Genomic DNA, 25,076 nt, shown 5'->3' with positions numbered 1-25,076 from the left:
GCTGTCGCGGCGGATCGGAATCTCGCGGCCATGGTGGCGGCGGGCCGGTTCTCGCCTCGGCGGGGTAGCAAGACGCCGGGGTCCGCATCGATCCGGCGGTGTCCGTGAGCGCGTCGATGTATGCTGTCGTTCGTGATCCAGGAGCCGCCGGGGAGTGGGCAGCCGTGACCGAGAGCAACCGGGAGCAGATCGAATATTGGAACGAGCAGGCGGGACCCAAGTGGGTCGCCGCCCAGGCGCACCTGGACCGCATGCTGGCGCCGGTGACCGAGGCGTTGATGGAACGGGCCGCGCCCCGGCCGGGCGAGCGTGTCCTGGACGTGGGCTGTGGCTGCGGCGAGACCAGCCTGGCGCTGGCCGGGCGCGGCGCCGATGTGACCGGTATCGATGTCTCCCGGTCGATGCTTGCGCGGGCGCGCGAGCGCGCCGCCGGCAAGCCGGGTCTGGTCTTCCGCGAGGCGGATGCGGCGACAGCCTCTTTCGAGGCCGTCCACGACCTGGTGTTCTCGCGCTTCGGCGTGATGTTCTTCGAGGAGCCGTATGCCGCCTTCGCCAACCTGCGCCGCGCGCTGTCGCCGACGGGCCGGCTGGTGTTCTGTTGCTGGCGGGATTTCCGCGAGAACCCCTGGGTGGCCGTGCCCTACGCCGCCGCCAGGCCGTATCTGCCGGAGCCGGAGATGCCGCCGGATCCGCGGGCGCCGGGGCCGTTCGCCTTCGCCGACCCCGACTACGTGCGCGACATCCTGACCGGCGCCGGTTTCGACGGGGTGGACATCCGTCCCCTGGATCCGATGCTGCACCTGGCCGACAGCCTGGAGGGCGGGCTGGCGTTCATGCAGGAGATCGGGCCGTTGTCACGGGCCCTGGCGGAGATCGACGAGGCGGCTCGGGGCAAGGCCCTGGAGGCCGTGCGAACCGCGCTCGAGCCGCATGTCGCGGCCGACGGCCTGAACCTCGGCGGTGCCTGTCACATCGTCACCGCGAGGGTGTAAGCGGGGGACGATGCCACGGCAGCGCCCGGACGCGGCATTACGGCTCGGCCCCGAGCCGTTCGAGCTCGCGCCGGAGTAGCGTCACCGCCCGCCAGCAACGCACCTTGGCGGCGCCCTCGCTGCAGCCGATCCGTTCGGCGATCTCCCGGTAGGCGCATTCGTGCAGGTAGCGCAGCACGATCAATCTGCGGGTTTCGTCCTTGAGGCTCTGCATGGCCAGGGCGAGCAGGCGCCCGTTCTGCCGCCCCTGGACCTCGGCCTCGGGGCAGTAGCCCTCGTGGGGGGCGTCGAATTCATCGAAGGGCAGTCTGCCGCGATCGCGGCGTTTCCTGGCGCGCAGGTAATCGCGGGTCTTGTTGATCGCGATCCGGCCGAGCCAGGTGGCGAACTTGCCGCGGCCCTCGTATTTCGCGAGATTCTCGAAGGCGCCGATGAAGGTGCGATGGGCGAGTTCCTCGATCAGGTGCTCTTCGTCCACCAACCGGGCGATCATCCCGCGGACCATGCGCTCGTAGCGCTCGACCAGCGGTCTGAACGCCTCGCTGTTCCCCGCCAGGCAGGCTCGTATCAGCGCCTGCTCCTCGGCCGGGGATATATCGTCCGGAGCCGCCGGCTGCGAATCCGCTGTCCGGCGTTGGCCGGCGTCGGTGGCGCTGATGGGGGCGATTGAGAAAATGGTCTTGTCCGTCGTGCCGTAGTCGGTGCCGCCGGGCGGCTAGGATGTCTCCCTGGATTGACGCCGTATGCCATCGTCCCCCCGTGCCGGGGTCCTCACCGCGCGGCCGCCGTGCCGCTTGGCCCGGCGCATGGCGCGATCGGCCTTGGCGAGCAGGGTGTCCACGGTACGGCCATGCGCCGGGAAACCGGCGATGCCGATGCTCAGCGTGGTCCGGACACGGGCGTCGCCATAGGCGGTTTCGGTTTCCAGCAGCGACTCTACCAATGCCTCGGTCTGCGCGGCATCCGCGTCCGGCAGCAGGGCGACGAATTCGTCGTCGCCGTAGCGCGCCACCACGCCTTTCCTGCCGATGGTCTCGGCCAGCTTGCGGCCGGTCGCCATGATCGCGAGATCGCCGGTCTCCGGGCCCCGGTCGGTATTCAGCGCTTGCAGGTTGTCGATGTCCGCGACCAGCACCGAAACCGGGCGGCCGCCCCATTGCAGGGCCGCCGCATAGAAGGGCAGGGATACGGAGCGCAGGGTCTCCCGGTTGTACAGGCCGGTCAGCGGGTCACGGCTGGCCAGTTGCTGCAGCCGGCGGTTGGCGAGCTCGACCGAGTTGGAGAGCATGGTGGTGACGTAGCCGACCATCAGGAACATCACCACGTGCGCCGCGGCCAGCGCGAAATCCGGGCCGAGGAGCGCGCTCACGCCCCGGTCGAGATGGAACAGGAGCAGGTAGCAGGCGCCGATGGTGCCGACCTCGAGCAGGGTGGCGGCCTTGCCCAGGGTCAGGGCGCTGGTGATCACGGGCAGCAGGAACAGACCCGCCAGCGGTCCTGCCACGCCGCCGGTGTTATGCAGCAGCCAGGTGATGAAGCCGATCATCGCCCAGGTGTGTATCGCGCCCAGCCAGTCGCGCGGCATGCCCAGGCGCGGCAGGTAATTCGCGCCGATGCTCGCGGTGAAATAGAGCAGGGTGATGGCGATCGCCGGCAGTTGTTCGCCGCCGCGGTCGCCGGCGATCACCAGATAGGCCAGCACCAGGGTGACCAGCAGCCACTGGATCTCGGTGATGCCTTTGGCGAAGCTCTTTAGCCGGATGGTTTCATGATCGAGGTCGAAGGGTGGCAGAGGTCTCCTCATGTCGTTTCTCCCATACGCTGCTTGTTGTCCTTCGTGGCGGTCGCGGCATCCTCCGCTGCCGGGGTGTTCATCATCAAAGGATTTCAGGGTCATTCGGCATGGATGCGGGGACACGCCCGGCGTCCCGCCGTCGTCCGCGCCGGGTCCCGGGTATCGTCGCGCGGGCCGTGTCAGCGATAGACGGACGATGGCACGCTCGCGAGGGACTGGAAGGCCGGGCGGGCGAAATAGAAGCCCTGGAACAGGGACACGCCCAGCTCCCGCAGGGTGTCGAACTCCTCGTAGGTCTCCACGCCCTTGGCGACCGCCTGGTAGCCGAGATCGTTGCAGGCGGCCAGCAATTCGCGCAGCAGCGCGAGCCGCGAGGGATGCTTGTGGATGTCGCGCACCATGGCCATCTCCAGCTTCACCATGTCGGTGCGGCAGCCGCCGAAGCCCGCCAGGTTGTCGAATCCGGGGCCGAAATCGTCGAAGGCGGTGCGGAAGCCGCGCGCGTTGTAATGGTCGACGATCTCCTCCAGCCGCGCCCGGTCCTCGGACAGGCGCGGGGCCTCCGACCGGGTGATCTCGAAGATCAGCCGCTCCTGCGGGAAGCCGTAGCAACGCGCCGCGGCCATGGTGGCGGTGATCGTCCTGTCGGGCAGCCGGAATGCCCGGGGCGGGAAGTTGATGCTCAGATCGGTCTGCATGCCGAGTTCCGAGGCCAGCCGTACGGCCTTGATCCGGCACAGTTCCTCGAACAGGCAGATGTTGTCGCGGTTCACCCGTTCCAGGACCTGTTGCGCCGGCTCATTGTTGGGACCGCGCACCAGGGCCTCGTGCGCGACCACGGTCCGTCTCTCCACGTCGACGATCGGCTGGAAGGCCATGGTCCAATCGGGCTTCAGGCCGACCTGCCGCGATAGCTCGGTCACGGTGTCGAGGTCGTACTCCACGGGCTCGCGGGCGGCGCGCCGCTCGACGTCGCGCATCACGCGGTTCACGAAGCCCCGTGACGGAGCGGCGAACGGCAGCTTGATCAGGAGCTCTTCCAGTTGCTGCGGGGTCAGGTGCTCCTGCGGATTGTCGTTATCGTCGTGCATGGGCTAACACTCCTCCAAGTGTCGTGTCTTGGGCCGTTTCGCCGCCTTCTCGTCCCGGCGCCGCGCGCCTTCGTCTCTCCACTCGGCGGGAAACGGTTCATGCTCGTCTCAGAGCGGGGAGCCGGCTTCGTCACCGGTCTTCCGCGTCTTGCGAGCCTTTTTTCTCCAGCGTAGGGCCAGAGCCCGCGGGAGGCGGCAATCGCCGCCCCGCTCACGGAGATGCGCATGGACGTGCTCGGCCGCGATGCCGAGCAGCCAGAGCGCGAAGCGCCCGTTCTCCAGGGGGCACTCGCCCAGTCTCTCGTAGGCGTCGACGAATGCATGGTGGGCGATCCGTTCGCTGTCCTCGTGGTCGTCCGTCAATCGCTCGATCAGCGCCCTGACCGGCACCTCGTAGCGTTCCACGAGCACGGCGTAATGCTTGTGGTCGCCCAAGAGACAGAGTCGCGCTATGTCCTCGTCGGTCTCCTGCATGAATCCGATATCCCCCAATATCCGCGACTGTTTTGTGGTCGGCGTGTTGTCCGGCCTTATCCGTTAGACGAACGGACCCGCATGTTGGTTACACATCGGGATCGATTGTCCGTGGGACGGCGGTACTCGCATGCGCGAGGCCGGTCCCCGAACGGCTGTCCGTCCTCGGGCGGGTTGCGTGATGGCGCGGTGTCGACCGCCGGGCGGCGGCGTGCGCAAGGCGGGCCCGCCGACCGGCCGCGAGACGCGCGGCCGGCCGGCGGGAGAGGCTCAGTGGCCCTTGAACTCGGGCAGACGCGGCGACTCGAGCCAGTCGCGGCGCTTCTCGTAGGGCTCCTCGACATACGCGCGCATGGCGGCGACGCCGTCGTCGGAGAGCATGGTCTCCAGGAAGTTGAAGCCCTCCATCTGCAGGCCGGCGGCGATGTGGGTGTCACCGCCGTCGTAGACGCAGCGCTTGATGCACCACACCGCCCTGGGCGCGAGCTTGGCGAGGTCGGCGGCCAGCGCCTTGGCGTGGGCGAGGGCATCGGGCACGACCTCGTGCACCAGCCCCAGCGCCAGGGCCTCGTCCGGCGGCACCACGCGCCCGCGCAGGATGAAGTTGATGGCGTTGCCGCCGCCGATCAGGCGCGACAGACGCTGCGTGCCGCTGCCGCCGGGCAGGATGCCCAGCTTGATCTCGGGCAGACCGAAACGGTAATCGCCCTGCTGGGCGATACGGATATCGCAGCCCAGGCAGAATTCGAAGCCGCCGCCCATGGCGTCGCCGTTCATGGCCACGATCACCGGCTTGGGCAGGTGCCGCAGGCGTTCCTGGAGGCCGTGGTAGGCGTCCGTCAGGGCGGTGCCGGCGGCGCGCATGCCGTCCCGGTCCTCGGCCATCGACAGCAGTTCCTCGACGCTGTAATGGGTGACGAACTTGCCCTCGATGCCGCCGGTGATCACCACGGCGCGGATCGAGGCATCCTCCTCCCAGCCGTCCACCAGTTGCGACAGCTCGCCGATGGCGTCGGCGCAGAAGTAGTTCATCGGGGGGTTGTGGTAGGTGGCGACGACGACGCCGCCCTCGGTCTCGGTCTGCCAATAGCTCATATCTAGGCTCCGGTGGGGTGTGTTCGCGGTACGGCGTTCAGATCTTGTAGCCGCCGTCGACGCTGATGACCTGGCCCGTGATGCCGGCCGATTCCGGGGCGGCGATCAGTGCCGCCATCGGTCCCAGTTCCTCCGGCTCCAGGATGCGTTTCTGGACGTTCTCCTGCTCCATCATGTGCTTGGCCGTGGCGGCGTCGGTGCCCATGGCCTGGGCCAGCCGCTCCCAGTCCACGAGCTGGGTGTTGGTCCAGCCGGGGCACAGGGTGTTGATGGTGATGGAGGTCGGTACCTGGTAGGCCATTGCCCGGGTCATGCCGATCAGACCGTGCTTGGCCGCCGTGTAGGCGATCAGGCCGCCGCCGCGCTTGGCGTAGCCGGAGCCGTTGAAGATCACCCGCCCGTAGTCCTGTGCCACCATGTGCGGCAGGGCGTGCCGGGTGGCGTAATAGGCGCTGGTGAGGTTGAGGAAGAGGTTCTTCTCGAACAGTTCGTCGTCGTGGTCCAGGGTGACTAGCTTGGTGATATCCCCCATCAGGCCGCCGACGTTGTTGAACAGGATGTCGAGGCGACCGTAGTGCGACACGCTGTCGGCGACCGTCCGCTTGATGGCCTCGCGGTCCATCATGTCGCAGGTCAGGGGCAGGGCGCGCCGGCCCAGTCCCTCGATCTCGCCCGCGACGCTCTCCAGCTCGCCGGCGGTACGCGAGGTGAGAACGATGTCCGCCCCCTCGCGCGCCATCTCCAGAGCCACCGCACGGCCGATGCCGCGTCCGCTGCCCGTGATCAGGGCAACCCTTCCGTCAAGACGTCCCATTGTGGTTCTCCCGCACCTTTTGCGGCACTTTGGCCGCGTGATTGGATTCTTTCGCGTCACGCCCATGCTGGACGTGAACGTTTTTATAGGACAATATTGTCTGATGATACAGAAAGCCGTCCGGCGGGCAACCGCCTTGCGGCGTTCACTCACCAGCGAGACTCGGAGGAAAGAAGATGGGTCGGCTACAAGACAAGGTCGCGATCGTCACGGGTGCCGGTACCGGCATCGGTCGCGCCTGCATGGAACTATTCGCCCAGGAAGGCGCCAAGGTCGTCGGTGTGTCGCGCACCAAGGCCAACCTGGAGAAGGTGCTTGCCGAAGTCGAGAAGAACGGCGGTGAGGGCATGATCGTGCCGGCGGACGTGTCCGACCCGGACCAGGTCCAGAAGGTCGTGGACGAGACCGTGAAGGCTTACGGGCGCGTCGACGTGGTGCTCAACGGCGCCGGCGTGGGTTATTCCTGGGATCAGAAGAGCCCGGGTTCCATGGGGTCCGTCACCGAGACCGAGCCGGACAAGTGGCGCGAGGTCATGGCGATCGACCTGGACTCGATCTACCTGATGAGCCGCGCCGCCATCCCGCACATGCAGAAGCAGGGCAACGGCTCGATCATCAACATCTCCTCGATCCTGGGCGTGAAGGGCAATCCCGACGCGCATGCCTACACGGCCGCCAAGGGTGCGCTGGTGAACCTGACGCGGTCGCTGTGCTCCGCCTATGCGCTGGACGGCATCCGCGCCAACTGCGTCTGCCCGGGCTTCATCGACACGCCCATGATCCAGGATCACATCTCCCTGTTCGACGACGAGGCCACCGCGGATCGCTTGTGCCCGATGCGCCGCGCCGGCACGCCGATGGAGATGGCCTATGGCTGCCTGTACTTGGCCTCGGACGAGGCGAGCTACACCAACGGCGCCATTTTCATGCTCGACGGAGGCACCACGGCGCGGATCTGACGTCGTGTCCGGCCGGGCCGCAGGTTCACCTGCGGCCCGTGCCGCATTAAGCTGGGCGTTTTTTGGCCGCGGGGGACGGCACGCGTTTCCGGTGGACACATAAGGAGCCGAAACTTGGTCCAGGCGCAAACGAAGTCTGTCAGGAAGACGAAGACGGCGCGCGACGTCAGTTCGCCGCGTCTGGTCATGGACGCGATCATGCGCGGCATCGATGCCGGGCGGTTCGTGCCGGGCCAGCGATTGATCGAGGCCGATCTGACGCGCGAACTCAAGGTCAGCCGGGGGCCCGTGCGCGAGGCCTTCAAGCGGCTGGCCGGGGAGGGCGTGCTCACCCTGAACCGTCACCGCGGCGCCTATATCCGTGCGCTCGACCGCGAAGGGGTGCGCGACACCCTGATCGTGATCGAGGTGATCACCAGCCTGGCCGCCAAGCTTGCGGCGCGCCACATCAACGAAGGCGACAATCGCGAGCGTTTCGAGGCGGCGTACGAGCGCCTGAAGAGCTACCGCAACCAGGGCGAGACCCTGGCCTTTCTCGCCGAGCGGCGGCATTTCTACGACACGCTGGTGCAGATCGCCGGCAACCCCGAGTTGCAGCGGGTCATGCCGCAGATGCAGATCAGCCTGCTGCGCCTGCAGTTCCAGTCCTACATCACCCGCAAGCAGCACGAGTACCAGTTCCAGGAACTGGAGGCGATCGCCGACGCCGTGCTGGCGGGCGACGCCAAGCGCGCGGAGCGCGCCACCAAGACCCACCTGCGCCGGCGCCGGGTCAGTCTCACGAACCTGCCCGACGAGGCCTTCGCGGCCGCCCAGGGTTAGCCCCGGCCGCCACCGCCGCAACGGGAAACCGCGGCCGGGGTGCTTTCGCACCCCGGCCGCGATCCATCACGCGATCCAGACGGGTTGATCCTCGTAGTCCGGGCTGCGGTCCGCGGGCCGCACGAAGGCCGAGCCGCCGGTACGGCTGACGTCACCGTCGTAACGCTTCATCTCCAGGCGCGCGATCTGGTTGCGGTGGACCTCGTCGGGGCCGTCCGCGATACGCAGCAGGCGGGCGTTGGCGTAGGCGAAGGCCAGGCCGTAGTCGCCGGTGACGCCGGCGCCGCCGAAGGCCTGGATCGCCCAGTCGATGATCTTGCAGGCCACGTTCGGGGCCGCCACCTTGATCATGGCGATCTCCTGGCGCGCCTCCTTGTTACCCACGGTATCCATCATGTGCGCGGCCTTGAGCGTGAGCAGGCGGATCTGCTCGATCATGATGCGCGACTCGGCGATGCGCTCCTGCCAGACCGTCTGCTGCGCCACCGGCTTGCCGAAGGCGACCCGGGTCTGCAGGCGCCGGCACATGCGCTCCAGGGCGCGCTCGGTGGCGCCGATCAGGCGCATGCAGTGATGGATGCGGCCCGGGCCGAGGCGGCCCTGGGCGATCTCGAAGCCGCGGCCCTCGCCCAGCAGCATGTTGGCGGCCGGCACGCGGACGTTGTCGAAGATCACCTCGGCGTGGCCGTGCGGCGCCTCGTCGAAGCCGAACACCGGCAGCATGCGCTTGACCGTCACGCCGGGGTGGGGCAGCGGGCACAGGATCATGGACTGCTGCTTGTGGCGGTCGGCATTGTCGGGATCGCTCTTGCCCATCACCACCATCACCCGGCAGCGCGGGTCGATCGCGCCGGAGGTCCACCACTTGCGGCCGTTGATCACGTACTCGTCGCCGTCGCGGCGGATCTCGGTCTCGATGTTGGTGGCGTCGGAGGAGGCCACTTCGATCTCGGTCATGGCGAAGGCCGAACGGATCTCGCCGTCGAGCAGTTGCGGCAGCCATTGCTTCTTCTGCTCGTCCGAGCCGTAGTTGATCAGCACTTCCATGTTGCCGGTGTCCGGCGCCGAGCAGTTGAAGATCTCGGGCGCGAAGGGCGAGCGGCCCATGACCTCGCACAGCGGGGCGTAGTCGAAGTTGCTGAGGCCGGCGCCGTGCTCCTTGTCCGGGGACCAGAGGTTCCACAGGCCCTGCTTCTTGGCCTCGGCCTTGAGTTCCTCGACCAGGGGTGCCGGCTGCCAGCGATCGCCGTCGTCGATCTGGCGGAGGATGGTTTCCTCGTTGGGGTAGACGTGCTTCTCCATGAAGGCCTCGATCGAGGCCTTGAGTTCTTCGGTCCGTTCGGAATACGCCAGCACCATGGTGGGATCTCCTCGTGTTGCATCGGCGGCCAGCATAACGCGCGGACCGCCCGATTGTTCGGATACCTATGAGTCCGTGCTATTGTAGTACAAAAATGTCCTATATTCCTCTCAGGGAGATTTTCGTGAGCATACTCGTTACCGGCGGGACCAAGGGTATCGGTTTCGCCATCGCCAAAGCCTTCGCCGAGCCCGGCAACCGGGTCTATGTCAACTACGCGGGCGACGAGGCCGCCGCGGAGCGTGCCGTGGCCGAGATCGAGGCGGCCGGGGCCGAGGCGCGGGCCGTGCGCGCCGATGTCGGGACGCCCGCGGGTTGCCGCGAGCTCATGGACGCGATCGCCGCGGACGGCGGCCGTATCGATCAGCTCGTGCACTGTGCCGTGCGCCCGTATCCCACGCCGGTATTGGAGGCGGACCCGGAGACCTTCGCCGCCGCCCTGAGCGTCAACGGCACCGCGCTGCTGTACCTGGTGCAGGCGGCGTTGCCCTTGATGGACCGCGGCAGCAGCGTGTTCTTCCTGAGCAGCCGCGGCGGCCGGGTGGTGGTGCCCAACTACGCCGCGATCGGCGCGGGCAAGGCCCTGGCGGAGAGCCTGATGCGCTACCTGGCGGTGGAGCTGGCTCCCCGCGGCATCCGCATCAACGCCGTGGCGCCGGCGCTGGTGGCCACCGACGCCGTGCGCACCATCTTCGGCGACAAGGCCGACGAGCTGGCGGAGAAGGCCGCGCGCGAGAATCCCACCGGCCGCGGTATCGAGGCCGCCGACTACACCAACCTGATCCGCTGGCTGGCCTCGGACGAGGCGGCGTACATCCAGGGGCAGGTGATCTACGTCAACGGCGGCGCCAACCTGATGGCTTAAGAATTATCAACCACAGAGGCACAGAGGCACGGAGGAAGAGTTTAAGTTGTTTTTTCTTTTTTCTTCGTGATTTATCGATTTCTTAAGGCTCTGTGCCTCTGTGTCTCTGTGGTTAGTCAGGAACTCAGTCTTTTGGCCGGGATGAGAGAAGCGTCCCTGGCATTCGGGCTGATGGGGCTACGGGCGCGCGCTTTATGAACCACAGAGGCGCACGGAGGCGCGCAGAGGCAAGAGAGACGATTGCTTGTTGTCCCATGTGCGCGTAAGCGCGGCCCGTGGTCCGGACGCAGGAATTTTAATTGGTGGTGAAAGTTGGCTCTGGATGCCGGATCACGCCCCCGGCGCGTCCGGCATGACACCATCAATTTTCTCTGTGCCTCTGTGCCTCTGTGGTTAGTCAAAAATCAGCCGAGACGCTCGATCAGGGTGGCGTTGGCCATGCCGCCGGACTCGCACATGGTCTGCAGGCCGTAGCGGCCGCCGCTGTCCTCCAGGGCCCGGACCAGGTTGCCCATGAGACGGGCGCCGGAGGCGCCGACGGGGTGGCCCAGGGCGATGGCACCGCCGTAGACATTGACCTTGTCGGGGTCGGCCGCGAGTTCCTTCTGCCAGGCCAGCACCACCGAGGCGAAGGCCTCGTTGACCTCGAAGCGGTCGATGTCGTCCAGTGTCACCCCCGTGCGCTTCAGCAGCTTGCGTGTCGCGGGGATGACGCCGGTGAGCATCATGATCGGGTCGTCGCCCATGACCGCGAAGCCGTTCACGGCCGCGCGCGGGATCAGGCCCAGCTTCTCGGCGGTGCGCTCCTCGGCGACCAGCACCGCCGAGGCGCCGTCCGAGATCTGGCTGGCGTTGCCGGCGGTCACGGTCCAGTCCACGTCCGGGAAGCGTTCGGCGAGTTCCGGTTTCTCGAAGGCGGGGGACAGTCCGGCCAGCTTTTCCAGGCTGGTGTCGCGGCGCAGGCCCTCGTCGCGCGTGGCGCGGTGCTCGCCGTCCTCGTCCTCGAGCGTCAACGGCAGGATGTCGCGGAAGGTGCCGCCGTCGTCCTCGGCCGCCGCCGCGAGCTGATGCGAGCGCAGCGCGAAGGCGTCCTGCGCCTCGCGGCCGATGCCCCAGTGCGAGGCGATCAGGTCGGCGGACACGCCCTGGCCGACCAGGCCCTCGCCGTAGCGGGCCCGCAGCTTGGGGCCCAGGTTGTCCTTGCCCATGCGGTTGGCACGCATCGGCACCCGGCTCATCATCTCCACGCCGCCGGCGATCACCAGGTCGTAGGCGCCGGCGATCACGCCCTGGGCGGCGAAATCCACCGCCTGCTGCGAGGAGCCGCACTTGCGGTCGAGGGTGACCGCCGGCACGGACTCCGGGAAGCCGGCGGCGAGCACGGCCTGGCGGCCGATGTTCGCGGCCTGCTCGGCGACCTGGATCACGCAGCCGGTGATCACGTCCTCGACCAGTACCGGGTCGATGCCGGTGCGCGCCACCAGCGCTTCCAGGACCGAAGCGTACAGGTCCACCGGGTGCCAGGGCGTCAGCAGACCGCCCTCGCGGCCGCGGCCGAAGGGGGTGCGGACGACGTCGATGATGACAGCGCGTCTCTGGGTCATGTGTACTCTCTTTTCGCTAACCACAGAGACACAGAGGACACAAAGAAAAAGCAACTCAAAACCGTTTTGTCCTTGTGCCTAAGTGGCGAAACAATACTTGAAGCTTTCGGCCAGTTCTTTGAGTGACAAACCACAGAGACACACAGGCACGGAGAGGAATATCTTTAATTATCGATTCCTTGAGACGCTGTGTCCCTGTGCCTCTGTGGTTGATCGGGTGGATCCTCAGCGCCGCAGCGACAGGTTCATGTCGGCGGACTGAATCTGCACCACCGGCGTGTTGGCGATCTTCAGCAGGTAGCGCAACTGGTCCAGCTCCGGCGAGGAGAGCAGGGGATAGTCGCGCCGCACCGGGCCGGCCTCGCGCATCTTCTTCAGGTCCGCCTCCGGGACCAGGGCCCGCAGGATCAGCTCGTCGTGGTCCTTGGTGCCGTAACGCTGCTCCAGCTCCTGCAGGGTCGGCTGCTCCGGCGGCTCCGCGATGACCTTCTTGGCGCGCGGGGCGTTCATGATGCGGTCGTAGACGTCCTCGTCGATCGGCGCCACGGGCTCGCCGTAGAAGCCGGCGGCGTACTGGATCACTTCGTCCGGCACGATCTTGTAGCGCTCGCCGCTGACCAGGTTGAGCACCGCCTGGGTGCCCACGAGCTGGGAGAAGGGCGTGGCCATGCCGGGGTAGCCCAGCTCCTTGCGCACCTTGGCGGTCTCGCGCAGGACCTCGTCCATGCGGTCCATCATGTTTTGCTTGGCCATCTGCGCGCGCAGCGTGCCGATCATGCCGCCGGGGATCTGGTGTTGGGCGGAAAGTACGTCGTACTCGTAGTGCTGGTTGACCAGGAAGCCCGCGGCCTTGCCCACCTTCTCGAAGTGCTCGGCCACCGGCGGCAGCAGGGAGGTGTCGAGATCGTGGGTATGGCCCAGCAGCTCGACGTTGCGGGTCATGATCTCGGTCGAGGGCACGGACGGGCCGTTGGCCATCGGCCGGCTGGCGGTATGCAGGATGGTGATGCCCAGGTCGATGGCGTCGCAGTAGGCCTTGGCAGACATGCCCAGGATGTTGTTCGAGTGGAACTCGATGGGCTTGCCGCGGGCGTTCTTCTGGATCGCCGGCACCAGGGTCTCCATGCGCTCGCGGTCGAGCACGCCCGCCGTGTCGTACAGCAGCAGGGTGTCGATGTCCGGGCAGGCCGAGAGCTTGTCGGCCTTGTCGGCGTAATACTCGTCGGTGTGCACCGGGCTGGAGGTGAACATGATCGCGCCCGCGACCTCGGAGCCGTACTCCTTGGCGACCTTGGCCAGGCGGTGCATCTTGTCGATGTTGAACAGGACGTCGTAGACCCAGAACGAGCGGCAGCCGTGCTCGTTGAGCTGGCGCATCCACATGTCCATGAGCACGTCCGGGGTGACGCCGAAGGTCACCGAGGCGTTGGCCCGCATGCCGCCGCGGATCGGGGTGTTGGGCATGGCGCCGGTGAGCAGGTCCAGGCCCTCCCAGGGGTTCTCGTGGTTGGTGCGGATCAGCACCTCGAACATCGACGAGCCGGTCAGGTCGATCACCCGATAACCGGTGCGGTCGATCGTGGGCGCGATCGGCAGGGCCATGCCGCAGCGCATCTGCATGCCCCAGAGGCTCTGCTGCCCGTCCCGCATGGTCTCGTCGAGGAATTCGATATGCGCCATGGCGTTATTGCTCCTGTCGTTCTGCGAAGGCGGGCAGGCCGGTCTGCTCCAGCCATCGCGTCGTGATTGCGTTGTTCCGGAAATCGGGGTGGCCGATGATGAACCGCTGGAAGTTCAGGTTCGTGGTCAGCCCCTCGATGGTGAAGTCGTCGAGGGCCGCGAGCATGCGCCGAACGGCGTCGTCGCGATCCGAGCCGTGGACGATGAGCTTGCCGATCATGCTGTCGTAGAACGGCGGGATCAGGTCGCCCTCGCGGCAGAAGGTGTCCAGCCGCACGTTCTCGCCGGTGGGCGGCGTCCAGTGCTTGATGCGTCCCGGACTGGGGCGGAAATCGTGGTCCGCGTCCTCGGCGTTGATGCGGCACTCGATGGCATGGCCGCCGAGCGCGATATCCGATTGTTCCAGGTCCAGCCCCTCGCCGCCGGCGATTCGTAGCTGCAACCCGACCAGGTCCTGCCCGGAAATGCACTCGGTGACCGGATGCTCGACCTGGATGCGGGCGTTGACCTCGATGAAGTAGAACTCGTTGCGGTCGACGTCGTAGAGGAATTCCACGGTGCCGGCGTTGCGGTAGTTCAGGTCCGAAGTCAGCTTGACCGCGGCGGCGTGCAGGTCGGCGCGGACATCCTCCGGCATCACCGTGCAGGGCGCTTCCTCGATCACCTTCTGATAGCGGCGCTGCACCGAGCAGTCGCGTTCCCCGAAGTGCACCACCTTGCCCTCGCCGTCGCCCATCACCTGGACCTCGACGTGACGGGCGTTCTCGACGAAACGCTCGATGTAGAGCGAGCCGTCGCCGAACGCCGCCCGGGCCTCCTCGGAGGCCTTGCCGAACGAGGCGGTGATCTCCTCGGGGCCGCGGGCGAAGAACATGCCGCGGCCGCCGCCGCCGGCGGTGGCCTTCATGACCACGGGATAGCCGATCTCGTCCGCGGCCTCGCGGGCGGCCTCGGCCGATTCCATCGCCGGCGTGCCCGGGACCAGCGGCACGTCGGAGGCCTCCGCGATGCGGCGGGCGCTGAGCTTGTCGCCCAGGGCTTCGATGGTCTCGGGCCGCGGGCCGACGAAGGCGATGCCTTCCTCCTCGCACAGCCGCGCCAGGGCGGGCCGCTCGGAGAGGAAGCCGTAGCCGGGATGCAGGGCGTCGCAGCCGGTGGCCTTGGCGGCGTGCACGATCAGCTTCTCGTCGAGATAGCTGCGGGCGGCCTGGGCGGGGCCCAGCACCACCGAGCGGTCGGCCAGGGTCGCGCCCAGGCCGTCCTTGTCGGCGGCGGAGGTGCCGAGCACGGTCTCGATGCCCAGCGCCTGCGCCGCGCGGATCACGCGCACGGCGATCTCACCGCGGTTGGCGACGAATACGCGCTTGACAGGCATGACCTACTCGGCCGGTTCGATATAGATGAGGGGCTCGTCGTGCTCGACCATCTGGCCGTCCTCGACGCAGATCTGGCGCACGACGCCCTTGACGCCCGCCGAGACCGGGGTGAACAGCTTCATCACCTCGATCAGGCAGATCTCGGTGTCCTCGTCGACCTCCTGGCCGACCTCGACATAGGGCTCGGCGCCCGGCTTGGGCGAGCGGTAGAAGGTGCCCAGGTTGGGCGCCCGAACCGCCACCGTGCCCTCCGGGGGCTCGGCGCCGGTCTTGGCGGACGCCTCGCTCGCGGCCGGCTTGGCCGCGGGTTCGGCGCTTCCCTTCTTGGCCGCCGCGGGCGCCGGGCTCGCCGCCGGCGCGCTGTCCGCGGCCGGGGCGGCCGGTTGCGGCCGGTGCGCGTTGGCGTCCTTGGACAGGAACAGGTTGAGGCCCTCGACCTCCAGGGACAGCTCTCGCCATTCGGTTTGGTCGAACAGCTCGATAAGGACCTTGATGTCCTCCGGTTTGATGTTTTCCATGGCGCGGACGGCTCCGGTCAGTCGGTTTTTGATTCGCTTTGGGCGGTCTGGTCGGCGTGCACGGCCGCCAGCAGCGGCGGCAGCGTGGGCTCGGCGACGATGAATCGCAGGCCGGCGGCGAGCGCGGCGGCGACGCCTTCCTCGCTCGCGATGGCCCCGCCGCGGGCGCCATCGCGCCCGGCGATCAGGTCGCCCAGCTTGTCGGGATCGGCGCCGTCGGCGGCGGCGTCCAGATCGACGATGTCGCCCTCGGGGGCGTCGTCGGGACGATGCACGGCCAGCGGACTGCGCTCGGCGGCCCATTCCAGCAGCTCGCGCAGGCGGTCGTCGTCGCGCTCGTCGGGCACGACCACGTCGAGGGCGCCGCGATAGACGCGGCCCTCGGTGCCGTCGACGGTGACGGTCTCGCCCGCCAGGGCGGTGACGGTGCCCTCGCCGCAGCCCACCACGGAGGGCAGGCCCAGGGCGCGGCCCACGACGGCCGCATGGGAGGTCGAGCCGCCGAGCTCGGTGATCACGGCGCGGGCCGCGAGCATGCCGTGCACGTCGTCGGGACTGGTGGTGGCGCTGGCCAGGACGACGTCCTCGCCCTCGCCGGCGCGACGCTCGGCCTCGTCGGCGCTGGTCACCACGGTACCGATGCCGATGCCGGGGCAGGCGCCCTGACCCTGGGCGACGCATTCCGCCGACTCGGCGGCGCCATCGCTGAGGCGCGGGCTGAGCAGGCTGTGGACCTGGGCCGGGGCGACCCGGCGCAGGGCCTCGTCGGGGTCGATCACGCCGTCGCGCTGCATGTCCACGGCGATGCGCACGGCCGCGGCCGGCGCGCGCTTGGCGGCACGCGCCTGCAGCAGGTAGAGCACGCCGTGCTGCACCGTGAACTCGATGTCCTGGACGTCGCCGTTGGCCTCTTCCAGGGTGCGTGCCGCGACCAGCAACTGCTCGTGGGCGTCCGGGACGCTGTTGTGCATCTCGTCCAGGGTGCGCGGCGTGAACTTGCCGGATACCACGTCCTCGCCCTGGGCCTGCGGCAGGTATTCGCCGTAGGGCTCGCGCTCGCCGGTCAGCGGATTCCGGGTGAAGAGCACGCCGGTGCCGCTGCGCTGGTCGAGGTTGCCGAAGACCATGGCCTGCACGGTGACGGCGGTGCCCAGGTCGTCGGGGATGTCGTGGTGCTTGCGGTAGCGCTTGGCGCGCCGCGAGGTCCAGGAATCGAAGACCGCCCGGACGGTATCGCGCAACTGGTCGCGCACGCCGCCGGCGGTGGCGCCGGGGGCGGCCGCCTCGATCGCTTCCCGCCAGGCCTCGAGGTCGTCGTCCGGGTCCAGCGGGGGCGGCGTGGCCTTGAGCACGATCTGGGCGTAGAGCTCGTAGAAGCGGCGATAGGTGTCGCGCGCGAAGCGCTCGTCGCCGGATTCCGCGGCCAGGGCACGCATGGTGTCCTCGTTGATGCCGAGGTTGAGGACGGTGTCCATCATCCCGGGCATGGAGATGGCGGCGCCGGAGCGCACGGACACCAGCATCGGGGAATCGCCCTCGCCGAAGCTGCGGCCGGTGCGCTCCTCGAGCCAGCGGATGCCGGCGTCGATCTCGTCGTCGAGACCCTCGGGCAGGTCGCCGGTGCGCAGGTATTCGGCGCAGGCCGCGGTGGTGACCACGAAGGCCGGGGGCACGGGCAGGTCGAGGGTGCGCATGCGCGCGATCGACCAGGCCTTGCCGCCGATCAGCTCGCGTTCGGGCAGACGGCTGCCGTCCAGCGCCAGGACCCAGCGGCCTTCGAGGGCACCCTGTGTGGTGTCGTCGGAATCGGCCATGGCGGTCATTCCTCCCGTTCCCGGCCGACGACGCGGAGCAGGTCCTCGTGCAGCTCGAACCAGACGGTGTGGTAGCTGTCGATGGTGGCGTCGCTGACCCACTTATGATCGCCGTCCTCGGACTTCTCCAGGGCCTCCAGGAGCTTTTCCTTGTAGCGGGTCATGCGCGGCTCCTTGGCCGCGAGGCGGTCGAGCACCCGCTCGACGCGTTCGTGCACCTCGCCCAGCCGGTCGATGATGTCGGCGTCGTAGTCCGGGTCGGAGTGGTCGTTGGCCACGGTCTGGCCGCCGACCTCCATGGTCTGCCACTGCGTGATCAACTGCTTGAACTCGACGTTGATCCGCTCGAATTCCTCGTAGGCGGCCATGAAGTCGGCGTCCTCGCGCAGGTCGCCGTACGCCTTGGCGTACTCGCCCTTGAGCGTGATCTGGGCCGCCGGGGTGAGCATGTACTTGCCCTTGGCCTCGCTCACCCGGCCCTTTTCCACCGCCTCCGCGAGCAGGGTCTCGACGCGGTCGGGTTCCAGTCCGGTGATGTCGGCGACCTGCTCGGCGGTGCCGTACTTCTTGATGGCGATGCCGTGCAGGACCAGCGAAAGGTCACGCATGTTCAGTTCCCTCCTTTCTCGCGTTCGAGAATGCGCTCACGCACGGTGCGGCGCAGGATCTTGTTGGCGGCGCTCTTGGGCAGCTCCGGCCAGACCTCGACGCCCTTGGGGCGCTTGTAGCCGGCGAGGTGCTCGCGGGCATAGGCCATCACCGTGTCGGTGTCGAGGTCGTCGCGGCCGGCGACCACCGCGTGCACGCGGTCGCCCCATTTCTCGTCCGGCAGGCCGATCACGGCCGCCTCGACCACGCCCTCGCAGCCCATCAGGACATCCTCGACCTCGCGCGGGTAGACGTTGAAGCCGCCCGAGATGAGCATGTCGTTCTTGCGGTCGAGGAGGTAGAAGAACCCGTCCTCGTCCATCTGCCCGATGTCGCCGGTGTGCAGCCAGCCGTTGCGGAAGGTCTTCTCCGTCGCCTCCGGCCGGTTCCAGTACTCCATCATGGTCTGCGGGCCGCGGGTGACGATTTCGCCGCTCTCGCCGGGGGGCAGCTCGTTGTCGTCGTCGTCGAACACGGCGACGTCCACGGTGGCGTAGGGCCGGCCGCAGGAGCCCACCCGGTCGTGATCCTCGGGCTTGAGGCAGGTGATCGCCATGGGCGCCTCGGCCTGGCCGTAGGTCTGGGCGAAAATCCGCCCGAAGCGGGCCTCGGCCCGCTCCAGCAGGCGCGGCGAGATGGGCGACGCGCCGTAGGCGATGCGGCGGAACTTGAGGTCCGCCTTGTCCACGCCCGGCACCTCCAGGATCATCGCCAGCATCGTCGGCACCAGGAAGGTCAGGCTGGCGCCGCTGCCCTCGGCCAGCTCGACGAACTTCTCCGGATCGAACTTGGGCATGATCAGCGAGTGGGCGCCGCGCGCGATCGCGGGCAGGAAGAAGGCGCCCGAGGCATGCGCGATCGGGGCGGCGTGCAGGAAGGTGTCGCCCTCGCGGATGTCCGGCACCAGATCCATCAGGAACACCGAGATCTCGGTGAGCTCGCCCTGGGTGGACAGCACCACGCCCTTCGGACGACCGGTCGTGCCGCCGGTGAAGCCCATGCGGTAGGGCGCGTCCAACGGACGATCCACGGCGCAGGCCTTCTGCTCGCCGCCGTCGATCAGCTCGCGCAGCCGCTGGCGGTCGATCACCATCTCGGTGTCGAAGGACTCGCCGCTGTCGTGGATCACCGCCCGGCAGCCGCTCTCGCCCAGCTTGTAGGTGTGATCGTCCATGGTCTCGCGGGTGTTCAGGCCCACCCGGATCAGCCCCGACTTCGCCAGGGCGTAGTAGGCGACCAGGCAATCGATGCTGTTGGGCAGCAGCACGCCCACCCGGTCGCCGGGCTTGAGGCCCAGCCCGAGCAGGGCGTTGCCGAGACGGTCGGTGGCGGCGTCGAACTCACGGAAGCTGATCGTCCGCTCGCCTTCGGTGAGGCAGGGGGCGTCGCCGAACTGGCGCGCCGCCCGCCGGATCAAGGATCCGATTTGCATGATGCTCGCTTGGTTGTGGTGGACGTATCCGGCCTACTCGGCCAGCTTGTCGATGTCGGCGTGCTTGAGGCCCGCGCCCTTGTCCTTGAGGTTGCGCGAATGCTTCTGGTGCAGCCGGTACAGCTCGTTGGTCCGCTCGCTGTCGTACTGGTACTTGACCGTGGTCTCGCAGCAGAACCGGAACTCGTCCGCGTGGAAGTCTGGCCGGAATTCGCGGGCCTTCTTGTTGTACTCGTCGATGCCGAGCACGCCGCGGGTGGTGCGATAGCGGTCCTGCTTCTCGTCCAGGTAGGTGATGCCCGGGCGCAGGCCGCCGACGGTCGGGGTGTAATCGCCGTCGCTGAGGATCGAGTAGGGGATCGGCGAGTAGATGCGGCGCGGCTGGTTGTTGTGCTGCATCATCATGTATTCGCTGATCTGGTGGCTCGGGCCGGTGCCGAGGCAGATCTCGCCCAGCAGGTCACGGCTGTACTCGTCGTTGAGCAGCGGACGGAAACGCTCGGCGCGCTCGTCGATCTTCATCCAGTCGTCCGGGTCGTAGCAGCCGGCGATGTGCGCCAGGTCCTTGAACACCGAGTAGTAGGTGATGGCGCCGGCGTCCAGCATCTGGTCGCGCGACCAGCCGGCGATGCGCTTCCAGAGCCGGCCCATGGCCTCCTTCACGCGCTCGTTGAGCTCGTTGAAGGTGTCGATCAGCTCCTGGCGGCTGCCCATGCCCACGGGCTCGAAGCCGTCGGACAGGGCGTCCGAGGTGTAGAGGCCGACACCGCGGATGTGGTGGCCCTTGAACTCGGGCTCGGACTCGAAACTGCCCCAGTCGTCGAGGATGTTGAAGTGCACGCCCTCGGTGGCCATCGGTACCGTGAGGTTGTTGTAGGGCATGTCCTCGGCGACGCCGTCCAGCCAGGGGAAGTCGTGCTCGGCCAGGTCCAGGAAATCGCGCACGAGCAGCTCACGGCCCTCGCCCAGGCGATAGGGGCCGTGGTTGTGCAGGCTGATGCGGCTCTCGCAGGAGATCAGGAAGCCGTACTGCGAGGCGGAGGCGACGAAGGTCTGGGCCGCCTCGTGCAGCTCGTCGCCGGGCTTGCAGCTGAACATGTCGGCGTGGAAGACCTGGAGCTGGCGCTCGGGGTGGAGCTGCGAGCGGTGGCCGGCCTCGACCGCGGTCATGTGGCCGGAATTGCGGCGCATGGACAGCTCGTAGCGCTTCCAGAAGTCGCAGATGTAGGCGACATCCTCGGCGGCGTCCTCGGGACGCATCAGGCCCATGTTGATCAGCCACTCGCGGCCCAGCAGGTAGAAGCAGGGCAGGCCCCACATCGACAGGCCCTGGGCCTTGGTGCCCATGTGGCGCGCCCGGTCGCCGAGCTCCTCGGCCGGCATGTGCTCCTCGATCTTCTTGAGCAGGGTCGGATAGCGGTACACGCCGTTGAGGTAGGACAACAGCATGTAGGCCGGCACCGGGAACAGCTTGGATTCCTGCACCGTGCGGGTGACACAGAGCCAGTAGGTCTCGTCGGTGTTCTTCTGGAGCAGGTTGTTGGTCTCCAGCAGCTGCGGATAATCGAGCTTCATCGCAGAATCTCCTCGTTATAGTCGTGCGCGTCGGCGTCGTCGGTTCAGCGGTTCAGCCGCCAGACGTTGGCGGTCACTTCCTTGCCGCTCTGGTAGTCCTCGGCGGTCTTGGCCCGGGCGCTGGATTCGAATTCCACCCGCTCGCCTTCCTTGATGCCGTCGATCTTGGCGTTCATCAGGCAGGGGATGCCGTACTCGCGCGTGAGGATGCCGAGGTGCGAACGGACGGTGCCGCCGGCACAGATCACGCCCTTGAACTGCTCCAGGATGGGCGCGGTCAGGGTGCCGCCGGAGTCGTCGATGATCGCGATGGTGTCCTCCGGCACGCCGTCGGTCAGCCACTGGAGGACGCGGTTGCTGGCACGCACATAGCGCGCGATACCGACCGTGTTGTCGTCGTAACGCACGACGTTGTCGCCGACGCCGCGCAGCTCGCGGCCCTCGCCGTCGGCCTCGGCGGTCGGGGCGTCGGGATGCTCGAAGCAGAAGTCCGCCATCTCCTCGTCCGAGGTGCCGGCGGCCGGCTTGTAGGCCTCCGGCCGTTCCTGCGGCGAGATGGCGGCGGACCAGTCGAAGCGATGCCCGGCGTCGAGCAGGGTCTTCTCGACCTGCTCGAAGTCCTCGGCGGTGATCGATTCCACGGCCTTGCCGAAGACGAAGTCCTTCCACTCGTCGCCCGATTCCTTCCAGCGCTTGCGCACGATATCGTGCAGGGCGCTGTGGAACGCGGCGACCACGGGCGACGGAGACTCGTCGCCGTACTTATCGGTATCGAGGTATAGCCGGGCCATCATCTCCTCCTGATCGGCTTTGTCTGGAAAGGCCTTTTTCGTCCGACCGACCGCTGCTGCGGCCGGTATCTCGCACTCGCCCTTTACGGTACAGTGAACCATAAAGTGCTACAACTTTGTACTACAATTAACACCGGACGGGCCGCTTGCCAAGTCCCGGCAAGGGAATCGGCCGTCCGGGCGAAGCGAGGAGAACCATGCAAAACAATGCCGAGCACCGCATCCTGCTGGTCAACGACGACGGTATCGAGGCGCCCGGGATCAAGCTTCTGGAGAACATCGCGCGCCGTTTCACCGACGATGTCTGGGTCGTCGCGCCCGACGAGGAGAAATCCGGCGCGTCGCATTCGCTGTCGATCACCCAGCCGGTGCGCGTGCGCGAGGTCGGCGACCGGCGCTTCGCGATCAAGGGCACGCCGACCGACTGCGCCCTGCTCGCGGTCTACGAGCTGATGACCGACCGCCGGCCGACCATGCTGCTGTCGGGCATCAACCGCGGCGCCAACCTGGCCGAGGACCTGACCTACTCCGGCACCGCCGCCGCGGCCATGGAGGGCACGCTCCTGGGCATCCCTTCGGTCGCCATCAGCCAGGTCTTCGTGCTCGGCGGCGATACCCACTGGGCGACCTCGGAGCGCTTCCTGCCGCCGTTGCTGGAGAGCCTGCTGGCCTGGGAGGAGTGGACGCCGGGCCTGTTCGTGAATATCAACTTCCCGGACGTGCCCCCCGAGGACGTGCGCGGCGTGCGTGTCACCACCCAGGGCCAGCGCCCCCCCGGCGCCTTCATCCCCGAGCGGCGCCTGGACGGCCGCGAGGTGCCGTACTACTGGATCCGGTTGAGCTATCCCGAGGGCAACGCGCATCCGGACACGGACCTGGAGGCGATGCTGCACAACCAGGTCTCGGTCACGCCCATGCATCTCAACCTGACCGCCCACGAGGCGCGCGCGAGCCTCGCCCGGGCGATGCCGAAGGACCTGCCCACCGGGGACTGACCGCGGCGGTCTGTCGTTCCCGGGGCGGTTGCCTTAGGCTATGGGGCCGCTGCGCGGCCCCGGTAGCTCAGTCGGATAGAGCAGCCGCCTCCTAAGCGGCAGGTCGCAGGTTCGAATCCTGCCCGGGGCACCAAGCAGGGCCGCGATCGACTCGCGCCCGGCGACTGCCCGACCAGCAGCGTCAGCAGGCCGGCCCCGTAGGACAGCAGCCGCTCAAGCCCGCATTGTGCGGGTGGCGGCCGTCACGGATGCGAGCCCGGCAGTGCCCGGTGGCAGGTGTCTCCGGTAGCATACGGCCATGCACGGCCCGAGTGACTCATGGAAGATCGCGTAACAGCCGCCATGGAGGCGGGGGAGACGGTGGTCACCGCCACCCGCCGGCTGGCGCGTGCCTGGCGGGGCGTCCACGCCGAGCGCCAGCAGGCGGCGGGTCTGGATTGCTGGGATACACCTCTCGTTTTGCCCTGGGATGCCTGGCTGCGCAGTCTCTGGGAGGAGCTGGAGTTCGCCGCCGGGGCCGGCGGCGAGGCATTGTTGACCCCCGACCAGACCGCCGTCGTTTGGCATCGGCTCGTGGCGTCCTCGGATGCCGGGCTGATGGATGCCGCCGCCGCGGCGCGCGGGGCCGACGAAGCCTGGCGTCTGATGCACGCCTGGCGCTTGTCCCTGCGGGAAGCGGGTGGTCACTGGGGTGAGGATGTGGCCGCGTTCGCCGGCTGGGCGGACGCGTTCGCGGGCGAGTGCCGCCGGCACGGCTGGCTCGACCCCGCGGTCCTGCCGGACCGGCTCGCGGCTGCGTTCGCGGCGGGAACGCTGACGCCGCCGCCCGCCGTCGTGCTGGCGGGATTCGACGAACTGACGCCGCAGCAGCGGCACCTGCTGGACGCGGCCGGGGCCGCCGGCGCCCGGGTCGAGGTGCCGGCCCTGCCGGATAGCGCCGGCGAAACGCGGCGCACGGTCTGTCACGACGACGAGGACGAACTGGCGCGCGCGGCCGGCTGGGCACGGACGCGGCTGGCGTCCGATCCCGCCGCGCGCGTGGCCGTGGTCGTGCCGGCCCTGGCCACCCGGCGCACCCGCCTGCAGCGGGTCTTCGACGATGTGCTGCAGCCGCGCGCGCTGCTCGAAACGACCCCGCGGCCGGCCTACAACATCTCCCTGGGCCGGCCGCTGGACGCCTACCCGATGGTGCGCGCGGGGCTGCGCATCCTGGCGCTGCTGGCCGGTCGCATCGACACCCTGGAGCTGGGGGCGCTGCTGCGATCGCCGTTCGTCACCGGCGGCGATCGCGAGGCCCCGGGCCGGGCCGTGCTGGACGCGCGGCTCCGGCGCCGCGGGGAGCCGGAGGTCTGGCTGGTGGATGTGCTGCGCGCCCTGCGCAGCGGCCGGCCGGCCGAGGACGCCGCCGAGACCGCGGTGCTGGCGCCGGACTTCGACGCCGCGCTGCAACGATTGTTCGTGCACCAGCGCGATGCCGGCGGGCGGCGTCCGCCGGGAGCCTGGGCCGAGCTGTTCTCGCGCGCCCTGCACACGCTGGGCTGGCCCGGGGAGCGCGGTCTCGACAGCGCCGAGTATCAGCAACTCGCCGCCTGGGAGGATCTGCTGGACCGCTTCGCCGGCCTGGATGCCGTGACCGGCGCCATGGATCGTGGCGAGGCCCTGGGGCACCTGCGCCGGCTCGCCGCCGACGCCGTCTTCCAGCCGCGCACGCCGGCGCGGCGGCTGCAGGTGATGGGGCCGTTGGAGGCCCTGGGCCAACGTTTCGATTATGTCTGGATCGCGGGGCTGGACGACGAGGTCTGGCCGCCGGCGCCGCGTCCCAATCCCTGGCTGCCCGCCGAGCTGCAGCGCCGTCTGGGCATGCCGCATGCCGGTGCCGAACGCGAGCGCGAGTACATCGAGCGGCTGACGGGCCATCTCCTCGCCGCCGCGCCCGAGGTGGTGGTCAGCCATGCGTGTTGGGAGGGTGACCGCGAGCGTGCGCCCAGCCCGGTGATCGCGTCTCTGCCCGAGGTGTCGCCGGCACGCATCGCCGAGGCCGACCTGCACCTGTTGCGCGATGTGCTCGCCACCGCCGACGACCACGAACGAATCGAGGACCGGAGGGGACCGGCATTGGCGGACGCCCGCGCGCCGGGCGGCACCGGCGCCCTGGCGGCACAGTCCGATTGTCCGATGCGCGCCTTCGGGCGCCACCGCCTGGGCGCGGCCGCCCTGGAGCGGCCGCGGCTCGGGGTCGACGCCCGCGAGCGCGGGCAGCTTCTGCACCGGTCGCTGCAGCTTTTCTTCGCCCGCCACGATTCCGCCGGCGCCCTGGCGGCGCTGGACCGGCGGACCCGGCTGGCCGAGGCCCGGGCCTGTGCGGAAACGGCGGGG

At 68.4% G+C, this 25,076-nt stretch carries 22 protein-coding genes and 1 tRNA gene; 7 read left to right on the top strand and 16 right to left on the bottom strand.

The annotated features are described in order from the left end of the window. Positions 1-164 precede the first annotated feature (164 nt). Entirely contained in the window at positions 165-992 is an 828-nt protein-coding gene (locus PC39_RS12635) for a class I SAM-dependent methyltransferase (protein WP_353253756.1), read from the top strand. A 37-nt stretch (positions 993-1,029) separates the two neighbouring features. Here PC39_RS12635 and PC39_RS12630 read toward each other — a convergent pair whose 3' ends face one another. The 6 genes from PC39_RS12630 to PC39_RS12605 all read right to left on the bottom strand — a co-directional run bounded on the left by PC39_RS12630 (position 1,030) and on the right by PC39_RS12605 (position 6,261). Next, complete coding sequence (locus tag PC39_RS12630) at positions 1,030-1,560, bottom strand: RNA polymerase sigma factor (RefSeq protein WP_353253826.1); 531 nt, start codon at positions 1,558-1,560, stop codon at positions 1,030-1,032. A 147-nt stretch (positions 1,561-1,707) separates the two neighbouring features. Next, positions 1,708-2,796, bottom strand: a complete 1,089-nt coding sequence (locus PC39_RS12625) for a GGDEF domain-containing protein (RefSeq protein ID WP_353253755.1) — start codon at positions 2,794-2,796, stop codon at positions 1,708-1,710. Between the two features lie 170 nt (positions 2,797-2,966). After that, the gene (locus tag PC39_RS12620) at positions 2,967-3,878 is read right to left on the bottom strand and encodes an EAL domain-containing protein (protein WP_353253754.1); all 912 of its coding nucleotides are present in this window, start codon (positions 3,876-3,878) and stop codon (positions 2,967-2,969) included. A gap of 108 nt (positions 3,879-3,986) precedes the next feature. Beyond that, on the bottom strand, positions 3,987-4,352 hold the full coding sequence (locus PC39_RS12615; protein WP_353253753.1) for an RNA polymerase sigma factor: 366 nt from the start codon (positions 4,350-4,352) through the stop codon (positions 3,987-3,989). A 270-nt stretch (positions 4,353-4,622) separates the two neighbouring features. Then, positions 4,623-5,447, bottom strand: coding sequence for an enoyl-CoA hydratase/isomerase family protein (locus tag PC39_RS12610; protein ID WP_353253752.1), 825 nt, complete (start codon positions 5,445-5,447; stop codon positions 4,623-4,625). 37 nt (positions 5,448-5,484) lie between these two features. Beyond that, entirely contained in the window at positions 5,485-6,261 is a 777-nt protein-coding gene (locus tag PC39_RS12605) for an SDR family NAD(P)-dependent oxidoreductase (protein WP_353253751.1), read from the bottom strand. A gap of 176 nt (positions 6,262-6,437) precedes the next feature. Between PC39_RS12605 and PC39_RS12600 the strand changes: the two genes are divergently transcribed. Both PC39_RS12600 and PC39_RS12595 read left to right on the top strand, forming a co-directional pair. Further along, complete coding sequence (locus PC39_RS12600; RefSeq protein ID WP_353253750.1) at positions 6,438-7,220, top strand: SDR family NAD(P)-dependent oxidoreductase; 783 nt, start codon at positions 6,438-6,440, stop codon at positions 7,218-7,220. A gap of 186 nt (positions 7,221-7,406) precedes the next feature. Continuing rightward, positions 7,407-8,042: a GntR family transcriptional regulator gene (locus PC39_RS12595; protein ID WP_353253749.1), complete on the top strand. Its 636-nt coding sequence runs from the start codon at positions 7,407-7,409 to the stop codon at positions 8,040-8,042. A gap of 66 nt (positions 8,043-8,108) precedes the next feature. Here PC39_RS12595 and PC39_RS12590 read toward each other — a convergent pair whose 3' ends face one another. Continuing rightward, positions 8,109-9,401 carry an acyl-CoA dehydrogenase family protein gene (locus tag PC39_RS12590; RefSeq protein ID WP_353253748.1) on the bottom strand — a complete coding sequence of 431 codons (1,293 nt, stop codon included), beginning with the start codon at positions 9,399-9,401 and terminating at the stop codon, positions 8,109-8,111. Positions 9,402-9,526: 125 nt separating this feature from the next. On the opposite strand from PC39_RS12590, the gene PC39_RS12585 reads away from it, so the two are divergent. Further along, positions 9,527-10,267: an SDR family oxidoreductase gene (locus PC39_RS12585; protein ID WP_353253747.1), complete on the top strand. Its 741-nt coding sequence runs from the start codon at positions 9,527-9,529 to the stop codon at positions 10,265-10,267. Between the two features lie 404 nt (positions 10,268-10,671). Here the strand turns inward: PC39_RS12585 and PC39_RS12580 are convergent, their stop codons facing one another. The 9 genes from PC39_RS12580 to PC39_RS12540 all read right to left on the bottom strand — a co-directional run bounded on the left by PC39_RS12580 (position 10,672) and on the right by PC39_RS12540 (position 21,708). Then, positions 10,672-11,871 (bottom strand): thiolase family protein, encoded by a 1,200-nt coding sequence (locus tag PC39_RS12580; RefSeq protein WP_353253746.1) that lies wholly within the window; start codon positions 11,869-11,871, stop codon positions 10,672-10,674. A 225-nt stretch (positions 11,872-12,096) separates the two neighbouring features. Further along, positions 12,097-13,551 carry a pyruvate carboxylase gene (locus PC39_RS12575; protein ID WP_353253745.1) on the bottom strand — a complete coding sequence of 485 codons (1,455 nt, stop codon included), beginning with the start codon at positions 13,549-13,551 and terminating at the stop codon, positions 12,097-12,099. A gap of 4 nt (positions 13,552-13,555) precedes the next feature. Beyond that, on the bottom strand, positions 13,556-14,926 hold the full coding sequence (locus tag PC39_RS12570) for an acetyl-CoA carboxylase biotin carboxylase subunit (protein ID WP_353253744.1): 1,371 nt from the start codon (positions 14,924-14,926) through the stop codon (positions 13,556-13,558). Between the two features lie 3 nt (positions 14,927-14,929). Next, positions 14,930-15,445, bottom strand: a complete 516-nt coding sequence (gene accB, locus PC39_RS12565) for an acetyl-CoA carboxylase biotin carboxyl carrier protein (protein ID WP_353253743.1) — start codon at positions 15,443-15,445, stop codon at positions 14,930-14,932. Positions 15,446-15,462: 17 nt separating this feature from the next. After that, positions 15,463-17,259, bottom strand: a complete 1,797-nt coding sequence (locus tag PC39_RS12560; RefSeq protein WP_353253742.1) for a pyruvate, phosphate dikinase — start codon at positions 17,257-17,259, stop codon at positions 15,463-15,465. A gap of 5 nt (positions 17,260-17,264) precedes the next feature. Then, a complete protein-coding gene (locus PC39_RS12555) occupies positions 17,265-17,867 on the bottom strand; it encodes a hypothetical protein (protein ID WP_353253741.1) in 603 nt (200 codons plus the stop codon). 2 nt (positions 17,868-17,869) lie between these two features. Further along, entirely contained in the window at positions 17,870-19,339 is a 1,470-nt protein-coding gene (locus PC39_RS12550; RefSeq protein WP_353253740.1) for a class I adenylate-forming enzyme family protein, read from the bottom strand. Between the two features lie 33 nt (positions 19,340-19,372). Then, positions 19,373-20,914: a hypothetical protein gene (locus tag PC39_RS12545; protein ID WP_353253739.1), complete on the bottom strand. Its 1,542-nt coding sequence runs from the start codon at positions 20,912-20,914 to the stop codon at positions 19,373-19,375. A gap of 44 nt (positions 20,915-20,958) precedes the next feature. Beyond that, positions 20,959-21,708 carry a PEP-utilizing enzyme gene (locus PC39_RS12540; protein ID WP_353253738.1) on the bottom strand — a complete coding sequence of 250 codons (750 nt, stop codon included), beginning with the start codon at positions 21,706-21,708 and terminating at the stop codon, positions 20,959-20,961. A 194-nt stretch (positions 21,709-21,902) separates the two neighbouring features. Here PC39_RS12540 and surE point away from each other — a divergent pair, with 194 nt between their 5' ends. The 3 genes from surE to PC39_RS12525 all read left to right on the top strand — a co-directional run. Continuing rightward, positions 21,903-22,700: a 5'/3'-nucleotidase SurE gene (gene surE, locus PC39_RS12535; protein WP_353253737.1), complete on the top strand. Its 798-nt coding sequence runs from the start codon at positions 21,903-21,905 to the stop codon at positions 22,698-22,700. 56 nt (positions 22,701-22,756) lie between these two features. Next, positions 22,757-22,833: transfer RNA gene (locus PC39_RS12530), tRNA-Arg, on the top strand. Between the two features lie 185 nt (positions 22,834-23,018). Continuing rightward, positions 23,019-25,076: PD-(D/E)XK nuclease family protein (locus PC39_RS12525; protein WP_353253736.1), on the top strand; the 2,058-nt coding region annotated here is incomplete at its 3' end.

This window comes from Salinisphaera sp. PC39 (genome assembly GCF_040361335.1).
In the GTDB taxonomy this organism is placed as follows: Bacteria; Pseudomonadota; Gammaproteobacteria; order Nevskiales; family Salinisphaeraceae; genus APNM01.
This window is presented reverse-complemented; position numbering and strand designations above follow the sequence as displayed.

Bases quoted from the DNA above. Each gene is read 5' to 3' on its own strand.
- PC39_RS12540 (WP_353253738.1), bottom strand. From the start codon at position 21,708: ATGATGGCCCGGCTATACCTCGATACCGATAAGTACGGCGACGAGTCT.
- PC39_RS12545 (WP_353253739.1), bottom strand. From the start codon at position 20,914: ATGAAGCTCGATTATCCGCAGCTGCTGGAGACCAACAACCTGCTCCAG.
- PC39_RS12620 (WP_353253754.1), bottom strand. From the start codon at position 3,878: ATGCACGACGATAACGACAATCCGCAGGAGCACCTGACCCCGCAGCAA.
- PC39_RS12605 (WP_353253751.1), bottom strand. From the start codon at position 6,261: ATGGGACGTCTTGACGGAAGGGTTGCCCTGATCACGGGCAGCGGACGC.
- PC39_RS12595 (WP_353253749.1), top strand. From the start codon at position 7,407: ATGGACGCGATCATGCGCGGCATCGATGCCGGGCGGTTCGTGCCGGGC.
- PC39_RS12555 (WP_353253741.1), bottom strand. From the start codon at position 17,867: ATGCGTGACCTTTCGCTGGTCCTGCACGGCATCGCCATCAAGAAGTAC.
- PC39_RS12625 (WP_353253755.1), bottom strand. From the start codon at position 2,796: ATGAGGAGACCTCTGCCACCCTTCGACCTCGATCATGAAACCATCCGG.
- PC39_RS12610 (WP_353253752.1), bottom strand. From the start codon at position 5,447: ATGAGCTATTGGCAGACCGAGACCGAGGGCGGCGTCGTCGTCGCCACC.
- accB (WP_353253743.1), bottom strand. From the start codon at position 15,445: ATGGAAAACATCAAACCGGAGGACATCAAGGTCCTTATCGAGCTGTTC.
- PC39_RS12580 (WP_353253746.1), bottom strand. From the start codon at position 11,871: ATGACCCAGAGACGCGCTGTCATCATCGACGTCGTCCGCACCCCCTTC.
- PC39_RS12570 (WP_353253744.1), bottom strand. From the start codon at position 14,926: ATGCCTGTCAAGCGCGTATTCGTCGCCAACCGCGGTGAGATCGCCGTG.
- PC39_RS12600 (WP_353253750.1), top strand. From the start codon at position 6,438: ATGGGTCGGCTACAAGACAAGGTCGCGATCGTCACGGGTGCCGGTACC.
- surE (WP_353253737.1), top strand. From the start codon at position 21,903: ATGCAAAACAATGCCGAGCACCGCATCCTGCTGGTCAACGACGACGGT.
- PC39_RS12575 (WP_353253745.1), bottom strand. From the start codon at position 13,551: ATGGCGCATATCGAATTCCTCGACGAGACCATGCGGGACGGGCAGCAG.
- PC39_RS12590 (WP_353253748.1), bottom strand. From the start codon at position 9,401: ATGGTGCTGGCGTATTCCGAACGGACCGAAGAACTCAAGGCCTCGATC.
- PC39_RS12550 (WP_353253740.1), bottom strand. From the start codon at position 19,339: ATGCAAATCGGATCCTTGATCCGGCGGGCGGCGCGCCAGTTCGGCGAC.
- PC39_RS12615 (WP_353253753.1), bottom strand. From the start codon at position 4,352: ATGCAGGAGACCGACGAGGACATAGCGCGACTCTGTCTCTTGGGCGAC.
- PC39_RS12560 (WP_353253742.1), bottom strand. From the start codon at position 17,259: ATGGCCGATTCCGACGACACCACACAGGGTGCCCTCGAAGGCCGCTGG.